This is a genomic window from Streptomyces sp. NPDC059851, from assembly GCF_042732005.1.
In the GTDB taxonomy this organism is placed as follows: domain Bacteria; phylum Actinomycetota; class Actinomycetes; order Streptomycetales; family Streptomycetaceae; genus Streptomyces.
In genome coordinates, this window is the sequence record NZ_JBHWJJ010000202.1 from 1 (window position 1) to 10,425 (window position 10,425).

Annotated in this window: 8 protein-coding genes and 1 tRNA gene; 5 read left to right on the forward strand and 4 right to left on the reverse strand. The window is 69.8% G+C overall.

Features of this window, described 5'->3' with window-relative positions; translation table 11 throughout:
• Window positions 1–156: 156 nt before the first annotated feature.
• The gene (locus ACFV7Q_RS36700; RefSeq protein WP_385435274.1) at window positions 157–1,566 is read left to right on the forward strand and encodes a lysine N(6)-hydroxylase/L-ornithine N(5)-oxygenase family protein; all 1,410 of its coding nucleotides are present in this window, start codon (window positions 157–159) and stop codon (window positions 1,564–1,566) included.
• A gap of 11 nt (window positions 1,567–1,577) precedes the next feature.
• Here the strand turns inward: ACFV7Q_RS36700 and ACFV7Q_RS36705 are convergent, their stop codons facing one another.
• On the reverse strand, window positions 1,578–3,383 hold the full coding sequence (locus ACFV7Q_RS36705; protein WP_385435275.1) for a bifunctional metallophosphatase/5'-nucleotidase: 1,806 nt from the start codon (window positions 3,381–3,383) through the stop codon (window positions 1,578–1,580).
• 137 nt (window positions 3,384–3,520) lie between these two features.
• On the opposite strand from ACFV7Q_RS36705, the gene ACFV7Q_RS36710 reads away from it, so the two are divergent.
• From ACFV7Q_RS36710 to ACFV7Q_RS36720, 3 genes are all read left to right on the forward strand, one after another.
• Window positions 3,521–4,252 (forward strand): SIMPL domain-containing protein, encoded by a 732-nt coding sequence (locus ACFV7Q_RS36710; RefSeq protein ID WP_385435276.1) that lies wholly within the window; start codon window positions 3,521–3,523, stop codon window positions 4,250–4,252.
• A 157-nt stretch (window positions 4,253–4,409) separates the two neighbouring features.
• Window positions 4,410–5,837, forward strand: a complete 1,428-nt coding sequence (gene pyk, locus ACFV7Q_RS36715; protein WP_385435277.1) for a pyruvate kinase — start codon at window positions 4,410–4,412, stop codon at window positions 5,835–5,837.
• A gap of 248 nt (window positions 5,838–6,085) precedes the next feature.
• Complete coding sequence (locus ACFV7Q_RS36720) at window positions 6,086–6,766, forward strand: hypothetical protein (RefSeq protein ID WP_385435278.1); 681 nt, start codon at window positions 6,086–6,088, stop codon at window positions 6,764–6,766.
• A gap of 33 nt (window positions 6,767–6,799) precedes the next feature.
• Here the strand turns inward: ACFV7Q_RS36720 and ACFV7Q_RS36725 are convergent, their stop codons facing one another.
• The 3 genes from ACFV7Q_RS36725 to ACFV7Q_RS36735 all read right to left on the reverse strand — a co-directional run bounded on the left by ACFV7Q_RS36725 (window position 6,800) and on the right by ACFV7Q_RS36735 (window position 9,608).
• Window positions 6,800–8,401, reverse strand: a complete 1,602-nt coding sequence (locus ACFV7Q_RS36725) for a TROVE domain-containing protein (RefSeq protein WP_385435280.1) — start codon at window positions 8,399–8,401, stop codon at window positions 6,800–6,802.
• Window positions 8,402–8,688: 287 nt separating this feature from the next.
• Window positions 8,689–9,423 carry a transcriptional regulator gene (locus ACFV7Q_RS36730; RefSeq protein ID WP_385435281.1) on the reverse strand — a complete coding sequence of 245 codons (735 nt, stop codon included), beginning with the start codon at window positions 9,421–9,423 and terminating at the stop codon, window positions 8,689–8,691.
• A gap of 110 nt (window positions 9,424–9,533) precedes the next feature.
• Window positions 9,534–9,608, reverse strand: a tRNA-Leu gene (locus tag ACFV7Q_RS36735).
• A gap of 99 nt (window positions 9,609–9,707) precedes the next feature.
• Between ACFV7Q_RS36735 and ACFV7Q_RS36740 the strand changes: the two genes are divergently transcribed.
• Window positions 9,708–10,361: an ANTAR domain-containing response regulator gene (locus ACFV7Q_RS36740; protein WP_385435282.1), complete on the forward strand. Its 654-nt coding sequence runs from the start codon at window positions 9,708–9,710 to the stop codon at window positions 10,359–10,361.
• Window positions 10,362–10,425: the final 64 nt, after the last annotated feature.

A 10,425-nucleotide genomic window follows, 5' to 3' on the forward strand; every position in this document is an offset into this window, starting at 1 on the left:
GCGGCCGACCGCACCCCGCGACGGTTACCCCCTCCGGCTCCGGTCGTTGTACCCGGCGGGTGCCCGGTCCGCCACCACGGCAGCCGCACCCGCGCCGGGCACCCCGCACCGGGCACCCGGCCCCTCCCGCCCGACCGTTCCCGAGGACACCCACCGATGAGCGCACACCCCGAAGCCCCCCTCGACCTCGTCGGCATCGGCATCGGACCCGGCAACCTCTCCCTCGCCGCCCTCGCCCACGGCCTCCCCGCCCGAGGAGCCGGTGAACTGGCCACCGCCTTCTACGACCAGCGCCGCGACTTCCGCTGGCACCCCGGGCTCCTCCTCGACGGCACCACCCTCCAGGGCCCCTTCCTCGCCGACCTCGTCACCCTCGCCGACCCCACCAGCCCCTGGACCTTCCTCAACTACCTCAGGCACACGGAGCGGCTCCACCCCTTCTACCTCGCCCAGCAGCTCCACATCCGCAGCACCGAATACGACGCCTACTGCCGCTGGGTCGCCGGCCGCCTCCCCGCACTCCACTTCGGCCACCAGGTGGACGCCGTCCGCTGGAACCCCGAACACGACCTCTTCGAAGTCGACCACACCCGCCTCGACGCCGACGGCGAAGCCGAAGCCCTCGGCCGCACCCACGCCCGGCACCTCGCGCTCGGCCTCGGCACCGCCCCCCACGTCCCCGACCCCCTGAGCCCCCTCGTCGACGCCCCCACCGTCCCCGTCATCCACTCCGCCGACTACCTCGACCACCGCACCCGCATCCTCGGCGCCGACCACATCACCGTCATCGGATCGGGCCAGTCCGGAGCCGAGGTCTTCCTCGACCTCCTCCGCGCCCGCCCCGCCGGCCGCGAACGCCTCACCTGGCTCGCCCGCACCCCCTCCTTCGCCCCCCGCGAACACTCCACGCTCGGCCTCGAACACTTCACCCCCGACTACACCCGCTACTTCCACTCCCTCCCCGAACCCGTACGCGACCAGCTCGTCCCCACCCAATGGCAGCTCCACAAGGGCATCGACCCCGCCACCATCGCCGCCATCCACCACGAGCTCTACACCCGCACCCTCCACGGAGCCTGGCCCGACACCGTCCTCACCCCCGGAGTCACCGTCCGCACCGCCGGCCGCGTGGCCACCACCAAGGTCGAGCTCCACCTCGAACACACCCAGCAGGGCACCCGCTCCCGCCTCACCACCGACGCCGTGGTCCTCGCCACCGGCTACCGGGAACGGCCCCTCTCCCGCCTCCTCGCAGCACTCGACCCCTACCTGCGCAAGGACTCCTCGGGCCGCCCCCGCATCGACGAACACCACCGCATGGTCCTCGCCCCCAGCATCACCGGCAGCATCTTCGTCCAGAACGCCGAACGCCACACACACGGCATCGGAGCCCCCGACCTCGGTCTCACCGCCCGGCGCAGCGCCACCATCCTCAACGCCCTCACCGGCAAGAACCCCTACCCCGAACCCACCCGCACCGCCTTCACCACCTTCGGCCTCGAACAGCGGGAGCAGCCCCGACCCAAAGCCACGATCGACCTGCTCCCGCTCGCCGAATGCCCCTGATGCCCGCGGGATCAGAACACCGGCACACCGGCTCGGGTCAGGCGCCAGTCCACCGACGCGAACTGCGACGGGTCGACCGTCCCCTTCGCCTTCACCCACGAAATGATCGTGTTACGGATCTCGTCGGAGTTCGCCCACACCTGCTTCGCCTGCGGCACGTGCGGGAACGCCCCACCACCCGACGCCCGGTAGTTGTTCACCGCCAGCACGAACCGCGCCTGCGGATCCACCGGCACGCCCCGGAACGACAGCCCCGTGATCCGCGAACCCTTCGGCTGTGCGATGTCGATGTCGTACGCCAGTCCGTACACCGCGTCGTAGTTGTAGTCCGGAACGCCCTCCGCGTTCGTCAGCTTCGCCGGGTCCACCACCGCATCCGGAGCCGTCTGCACGAAGTACCGCGCCGAGTACTCCAGATAGTCCTTGAGCTGCGCACCGGTCAGCACCCGCGCCTCAAGCGTGTTCTCGAACGGGTACAGCCCCGCCGCGTCCCGCAGCGTCACCTTCCCCGCCGGGATCGCCGCCGTACGCGAGAAGCACGACGCCTGCGACAGCACCGGGAGCGACGCCCACTCCGTACCGGAGAGGGCCCCCTTCACCGTCTCCGCCTGCACGTGGTTGATCAGATCGATGATCGGGACGTCCTTGACCGGGCCGTCCGCCGACGACATCGCCTGCGTCGACGTACCGATCACCTGGTTGACGTACTCCACCACCTTGCGGTGCTCGTCCGACAGCAGCCGGACGATCTTCGGGTCCTCCTCGACCGTGTTCGAGTTCAGCACCCGCGCCGACACCTTCGCCACCGACCACGAGCCCTTCGCCCACGTCAGCTCGAAGTCCAACAGCGTCAGCCGCTGCCCCCACTTCAGCGGCTCCGACAGCACCACGTCCTTGCCGGTCGCCTTGTTCTTCACCCGGTACTCCGGGATCTCCGTGTGCGCGTGCCCCACGAGGATCGCGTCGATCCCCGGCACCTGCTCCGCCACCAGCCCCGCCGCATTCTCGACGTACGGCAGCTGGTCACCGTACGAGGACGTACCGCTCGACCCCGAGTGCGCCGACACGATCACCACGTCCGCACCCATCGACCGCAGCTTCGGCACGTACTTCGCCGCCTGCTCCTCCAGCCCCGGGAACGTCATCTTCCCCTGCACGTTGGCCTTGTCCCAGATGGCGATGCCCGGATTCGTCAGCCCCAGGACCGCGACCTTCACGTCCCGCCCGTGCGGAGTCCGCAGCCGGTGCATGCTGTACGGAGGGAACGCCGGCTGCAGCGACTTCGCGTCCAGCGCGTTCGCCCCCAGCAGCGGGAAATCACACTGCTCCTGGAACTTCCGCAGCACCGGAATGCCGTAGTTGAACTCGTGGTTGCCCAGTGCCGCCGCGTCGTAGCCGATCGCGTTCATCGCCTGCGCCATCGGGTGCACGGGACCACGGCGCGCCGTGATCGGGTCCACCTTCGCGTAGTAGTACGACAGCTGCGTGCCCTGGATCGTGTCACCCGCATCGATGAGCAGGGTGTTGCAGCGCCCCTTCTCCGCCCGCACCCGGTTCACCAGCGTCGAGATCTTCGCCAGGCCCACGTCGTTGTGCGCCTTGTCGTCGAACTCCTTGTCCGTGAAGTAGTCCCAGTTGAAGACGTTTCCGTGCAGATCGGTCGTCCCCATCACCGTGAACGCATACGTCCGCGGCGGCCGGACCCCCGCATCAGCCGTGGTGGCCGCGGCAGCCGGGCTGCCCGCAGCCCCCGCCAACGCGACGGCCGCACCCGTGGCGGCCGAGGTCCCCAAAAACGTCCTGCGGTCGAACGCCATGCCATCTCCCCTGTTCAGGCGCTGTCTTGAGTGGCTGACAACGCGCGTAGATTCTGACTCATCGGTAACAAACGAACCACCCCCCTCCGCATCTCGATCCGATGACCACCGGCCCGCGGCAGTGCCACAGTGAACCCATGACCACCACTCACGACACACCCCAGCCGTCCCCCCACCCCGTCCCCCACCCGCCCTACGGCACCCCCGACACCCCCCGCGTCGCCGTCCGCGGCGAAGCCCTCCTCGAAGTCGACCCCGAAATCGCCCGCATCGGCATCACCATCAGCGCCCGTGGCACCGACCGTCGCACCGCCCTCGAAGACCTCACCCGCCGCAACAACGCCGTCCTCGAACTCGTCAAGACCTACGGCGAAGCCGTCGAGAAAACCGAAACCGGCGCCTTCTCCATCACCCCCGAACTCACCCGCCACGGCCGCGGCGAACGCATCCGCGCCTACCACGGCCGCGTCCACGTCAGCGCCGAACTCAGCGACTTCACCGCCCTCGGTGAACTCACCACCCGCCTCGCCGACCTCGAACTCACGCGCGTCGACGGCCCCTGGTGGTCCCTGCGCCCCACCTCACCCGCCCACGGCGAAGCCCGCCGCCAAGCCGTCCTCGAAGCCGTCCAACGCGCCCGCGAATACGCCGCCGCCCTCGGGGCCGACCTCACCGCCCTCGTCGAACTCGCCGACGAGGGCGCCGAGAACGCACTCGCCTTCACCGCTGCCGCCCCCGCCGGCGCGGTCCGCTCCATGGCCTTCGCCGGCGGCGAAGAAGCCGCCCCGGCCCTCGACCTCGAACCCCAGCGCCAGACCGTCCGGGCCCAGGTCAACGCCCGCTTCACCATGACCCCGCCCAGGCTCTGAAACCGGGCCCCGGGAACACCCCGCACACACCCGTGGGGGTGCTCATCGGAGCACCCCCACGCACATTCAACAATTGTCAACAACCCTTCAACCAAAGGTTGTTGAGCCGACACCCGGACCCCACTACCTACCCTCCGGTAGGGCATACGCTCCACCCATGCGCCGAGCAAAAATCGTATGCACCCTGGGCCCCGCCACCGACTCGTACGAGCAGATCAAGACCCTGGTCGAAGCCGGAATGGACATCGCCCGCCTCAACCTCAGCCACGGCACCTACGCCGAACACGAGGACCGCTACCTCCGCGTGCGCAAGGCCTCCGACGAAACCGGCCGCAGCGTCGGCGTCCTCGTCGACCTTCAAGGCCCGAAGATCCGACTCGGACGCTTCGCCGAAGGACCCGTACTCCTTGAACGCGGCGACGCCTTCACCATCACCACCGAACACACACCCGGCGACCGCCACACCTGCAGCACCACCTACCCCGGCCTCGCCACCGACGTCGCCCCCGGCGAACGCATCCTGGTCGACGACGGCCGCGTCACCCTCGAAGTCACCACCGTCGACGGCCCCCGCATCCACACCCGCGTCATCGAAGGCGGCATGGTCTCCGACCACAAGGGACTCAACCTCCCCGGAGTCGCCGTCTCGGTCCCCGCCCTCTCCGACAAGGACACCGAAGACCTCCGCTGGGCCCTGCGCACCGGCGCCGACGTCATCGCCCTCTCCTTCGTCCGCACCGGCCGCGACATCGAGGACGTCCACCGCATCATGGACGAAGAAGGCCGACGCCTCCCCGTCATCGCCAAGATCGAAAAACCCCAAGCCGTCGACGACATCGACGCCATCGTCGCCGCCTTCGACGGCATCATGGTCGCCCGCGGCGACCTCGGCGTCGAAATGCCCCTCGAACAGGTCCCGATCGTCCAGAAACGCGCCGTCAAACTCGCCAAGCGCAACGCCAAGCCGGTCATCGTCGCCACCCAAATGCTCGACTCGATGATCGACAACTCCAGGCCCACCCGCGCCGAAGCCTCCGACGTCGCCAACGCCGTCATCGACGGCACCGACGCCGTCATGCTCTCCGGCGAAACCAGCGTCGGCAAACACCCCATCGAAACCGTCCGCACCATGTCCCGCATCGTCGAAGCCGCCGAACAGGACATCCTCGCCAAGGGCCTCCCCCCGCTCACCGAACGCAACAAACCCCGCACCCAAGCCGGAGCCGTCGCCCGCGCCGCCGCCGAGATCGGCGACTTCCTCGGCGCCAAGTTCCTCGTCGCCTTCACGCAGAGCGGCGACACCGTCCGCCGTCTCTCCCGCTACCGCTCACCCATCCCCCTGCTCGCCTTCACCCCCGACCCCGCCACCCGCTCCCAGCTCAACCTCACCTGGGGCACCGAAACCTTCCTCGGCCCCCACGTCGACTCCACGGACGCCATGGTCGCCCAGGTCGAAGAAGAACTCCTCCGCATCGGACGCTGCGTACGCGGCGACACCGTCGTCATCACCGCCGGCTCACCCCCCGGCGTCAGCGGCTCCACCAACCTCGTCCGCGTCCACCACATCGGCGACGCCGTCCGCTGACCGCTGACCGCTGACCGCTGACTGCCGACCGCCGGCTGCCGTCCGCTGAGCGCCGACCCGCGCACCGCACCCGCACGCCCCCGCCCCACGAAGGCGGGGGCGTTCCCGTACCCACCCGCCACCCCGCCCGTACCGAACCGACCACACTCCAGCGGAATACCTGCGTCAGCACCCCCGCACCCGGCACAATCCCCGGACGTCACCACCCACCACCCAGCACCCGCGACCCCCCACCCCAGGAGCAGCCGGTGTCACAGCAGGAAATCCCCATCACCCTCACCCCACAACAAGCCGCCGCCGGCGTCGTCATCACCCTCCCCCTGCACAACGGCACCACCGCCGACCTCCGCGTCCCACCCGCCCGCAACGGCCAACTCGTCCGCGCCCAACTCGGCACCACCGAAGTCCTCCTGCGCGTCACCGTCACCGGCGCCCCCACCCCCCAGAAGACCAACCCCCTCGGCTGCCTCGTCGGCCTCCTCGTCGCCGCAGGCCTCATCGCCGGCATCGTCGCCCTCACCAACGACGACGACACGAACAGCAAGACGGCCAACAGCCGCCCCACCCCCACCCACTCGGCCCGCCCGTGGTCACCCGCCCCGCTCCCCACCCTCAACCTCCCCGGCGCAGGCGCCCCCACCAGCGCAGCCCCCGACCCCAGCCCCTACGACGAAGGCACCTGCCTCAACGGCACCCTCCCCGACTCCACCACCGCCACCCGCGTCAACAACGTCGACGAAGTCCCCTGCTCCGCCGCCGACGCCCACTACCGCGTCATCCAGCGCTTCTCCTTCACCTCCGACATGAGCCGCTGCGACGCCAACCCCAAAACCCAGTACGCCTTCTCCCACCGCTACACCCGCAACGGCGTCCCCATCAACGAATACGTCTACTGCCTCGTCGGCATGGGCTCCTACGCCCGCCCCTGACCCGGCTCGGAGGCGGCCCGCAGATCCTTCGGATCAGACCGGCCCGGCGGTCCACGGCCAAGCGGCCTCGCGGCCGGCCTCGATGAAGCCGACCATCCGGAACGCGGCGTCCGTCAGACCGCCGAAGGTGTGCCGATGACGGCCCGCGGGGCCATGAGCAGGCCGGTACCCCGCCAGGTTCCACGTATAGACCGGCACATCGGCCGGAACCGGTTCGGCAGGCCCGCCCGGCCCGTGGGGGGCGGCCTGCTCGTCGGTGACGATCAGGACCCGGTCGTGCGCCCGGTAATGCGCCCGCACCGCCGTCGTGGTCTGCGTGCCTCCGAGGACGTGGAACCGTTTCAGCACCTCCAGCACCGGCTCACCCGGCTCGAACGACACCCTTCGACTGCTCCAGCCGAACTCCACCAGGTCCGCCTGCTCGGCACGCATGGCCAGCGCGGTGCCGAACACCGCCGCCGCGTCCGCCCGCGTCAGCTCCGACCGCTCGGAGACGGTGTCCCAGAACATGGAGTCGGACCGGTCCACCAGGATCAGGGACCGGCCGGGCAGGGACGGCACGTTGGCCAGCGAGTGGCCCAGTGCCCGTTCCAGCGCGTCCGCCCAGCGCCGCGACGGCGCATGCCGGTGGGCGGCCAGATAGCGGAAGGGGAACTGCCGGGACCTGGCGACCTCGGCAGGATCCGAAAGCCGCGCGGCAACCGCGGCCGCGACCTCGTCCGACACCCCCGCCCCGTCGAAGTTCCGCAGGTTCCGCAGGAGTGCCATCGGTCCCATGGACGGGATCACGGCTTCCCAGACGGCAGCGTCCACCGGCCCGTGGAGCCAGCCCGCAACGGCCTCCCACGTCATACCCGCCGCAGCCAGCCGCTCGGAGCCGCCCGGCCCCGTCACCACCGCCCGCCGCACGTCCACGGGCGACTCCATGAGCGCCCGGTGGGCGGTCAACAACCGGTCGGAGACCGGCGGCAGCGCCCGCTCCGGGTGGTGGCGGCGGTCCAGGGCGTACCGGAAGAGCGCACCCTGCCACGGCTTCCCCGGGTCGGGGGAGGCGTGCACCAGGTTCAGCACATCGCCGAAACGGAAGGCCTTGGACGCGGTGTCGTACTTGAGCAGGGACGGGGACGTGTACAGCCGGCGCACGGCGTCGGCGATGCCCCGCTTCACGGGCTGCGGCACGTTCCGCCCGTACGCCGAGACCCAATGCGCGAGCAGCTCACCGGGCTCGTCGGCGCGCTGGAGCACCGAGTCGATCACGGACCGGTTGGACGGACCTTCGAACACCCCGGCCGCGAGCCGGGCCCGCACGTACGCGGCGGCGCCCACCAGGGAGGCCGTACGCATGTTCCCCTCACTGCGGAGCCAGCGCAGCAGGCCGGCCGTCCACACGGGATCCTGGACGGCGAGCTCACCGACGAGGCGGACGTACCGGGCGTCCCGCTCCTCACCGCTCTCGTAGAACGTCCGCTGCGAGACGAAATTGCCGACCGCGAGGAGGAAGAGCTCCTCCCGGGGCTCCCGGACGAAGCCCGCGCCGCCCTGATAGGTACGCAACCCCGGCCAGGCGGGCCCGTACCGGAGCTGTGGCGGAGGCAGGGAGCGGGCGGCCGCCGACACGTGCGGGGCCACGAGCATCTCGGACCAGATCTTGGAAACGCGCGGGGCGTAACGAGGCAGCGAATCCCCCCGGATTCAAAAGGATGGAAAGCCCGACCAAAGGGCCCGAAGGGCCAACGGGGCCACGGGGCCACGGGGCAAGACGATCGCGCCTGCCGAGATCCAAGAGGGCGGCGGCGTCACTTGGTCGTCAGAAGGAAGTAGCCGCAGCCGAGCGCATCGCCAGGCACGATCGCGTCGCCAACCTACAAGCCGCACCGGCCCGCTCACCACTGTTTAAACCCGGGCCCCATCCCTGACCGGAGCTAGTGCTTCGGTCCGACGTGGAGGTCCATGAGCGCCACGGACTCCTTGCGTGCGATGGAGATGTTGTGCTGGTTGGCGCGGGTCCAGCCCACGCCGAGGCGGTCCAGGGTGGTCGTGAGGAGGGCGGTGATGTCCGACGACTTGTTCGTGAAGAAGTAGCGGGGGTACTCGTACCGCTTGCCGTTGCGGACGGTCCAGTCGGTGATCCGGCAGCCGTCGGAGTGGATCAGGCCCCGGACGAAGGCCCAGGGGTGGGCGTCGACCAGAGCCTGCTGCCAGGGCCGCAGGTGGATCCGGCGGTCGTGCTTCTTGCCCGGAGCGTGCTGGGGGAACAGGCAGGTCCAGTGGTTTCCGTAGCTGGTCACGGCCACACAGCCGGCCCGTTGTTGGATGCAGACCCGGTTGTCCGGGTGGACGGCGGTGATCGCGGCCCGGCACAGTTCGATCAGGTCCGGCCAGGCGTCTGCGCAGGCGATGCGCAGGTAATGTCCCCCGCGGGGGTGGGGGCCGATGCAGCCGTCACCCAAGTAGAGGCCGAGCAGATAGACGTAGGCCTCCTGGTCGGCGGGGCCGGAACACTCGGCGCTGCGCACCATGCGGGGGAGCGGTTCGATGCGGATCTGCCAGGCACGCAGTGCGGAGCGGGAGATTCCCGTCTCCGTGCTCACCGAGTTCAGGCTGCGGCCTTGCGCCACCAATGCGAGGGCCTGTCGGCGGGTCGCCATGTCGTACATGCAAGCGACAGTGACTCAAGAAAGCGGCCCCGGATGGCGTAAATGTGGGGCATTCGCTGGAAAGGGTGATGGTCGCGGATTACCACGCGACCATGGAATTTAAGGAAAAGTGCCCCGGGTCGGACTCGAACCGACACTGTATGGGTTTTGAATCCATCGCCTGCTGCCAATTGGGCTACCGGGGCCCAACGAATCGAAGGTTACCCCCGACCCGCTGCGTGTCCACCTTACCGCAGCTAGGTAGGCTCGGGGGAGCTTGTCTGCCCCGCATCGAGGAGCCCACCGTGACCGCCGAGCACGAGTCGACGCCAACGCCCGACGCCGACCAGCCGCACGTTCCGCCGCTGACGACGCGTGTCGTCATCGCCGAGGACGAGGCGCTCATCCGTCTCGACCTCAAAGAGATGCTGGAGGAAGAGGGCTACTCGGTGGTCGGCGAGGCCGGCGACGGGCAGAGCGCCGTCGAGCTGGCCCGTGAGCACCGGCCCGACCTCGTCATCCTCGACGTGAAGATGCCCGTCCTGGACGGGATCTCCGCCGCGGAGAAGATCGCGCAGGAGTCCATCGCGCCGGTCCTGATGCTGACCGCGTTCTCGCAGCGCGACCTGGTCGAGCGGGCCCGGGACGCCGGGGCCATGGCGTACCTGGTGAAGCCGTTCAGCAAGAGCGACGTGGTGCCGGCCATCGAGATGGCGGTCTCCCGTTTCGCGGAGCTGCGTGCGCTGGAGAAGGAGGTCGCGGACCTCTCCCAGCGGCTGGAGACCCGGAAGCTGGTGGACCGGGCGAAGAGCATCCTGCAGACGCAGTACGGGCTGACGGAGCCGGCGGCGTTCCGGTGGATCCAGAAGACGTCGATGGACCGGCGCATGTCGATGCAGCAGGTCGCGGAGGCGGTCATCGAGGACGCCGAGGAGAAGAAGAACGCCGCCAAGGGGTAGTCCGCCCCGTCTGCGTTCACGGCACGCCACGCGTGAGGCCCGCCACCGGCACCGGTGGCGGGCC

Bases quoted from the DNA above. Each gene is read 5' to 3' on its own strand.
- pyk (WP_385435277.1), top strand. From the start codon at position 4,410: ATGCGCCGAGCAAAAATCGTATGCACCCTGGGCCCCGCCACCGACTCG.
- ACFV7Q_RS36730 (WP_385435281.1), bottom strand. From the start codon at position 9,423: ATGTACGACATGGCGACCCGCCGACAGGCCCTCGCATTGGTGGCGCAA.
- ACFV7Q_RS36705 (WP_385435275.1), bottom strand. From the start codon at position 3,383: ATGGCGTTCGACCGCAGGACGTTTTTGGGGACCTCGGCCGCCACGGGT.
- ACFV7Q_RS36710 (WP_385435276.1), top strand. From the start codon at position 3,521: ATGACCACCACTCACGACACACCCCAGCCGTCCCCCCACCCCGTCCCC.
- ACFV7Q_RS36700 (WP_385435274.1), top strand. From the start codon at position 157: ATGAGCGCACACCCCGAAGCCCCCCTCGACCTCGTCGGCATCGGCATC.
- ACFV7Q_RS36725 (WP_385435280.1), bottom strand. From the start codon at position 8,401: ATGCTCGTGGCCCCGCACGTGTCGGCGGCCGCCCGCTCCCTGCCTCCG.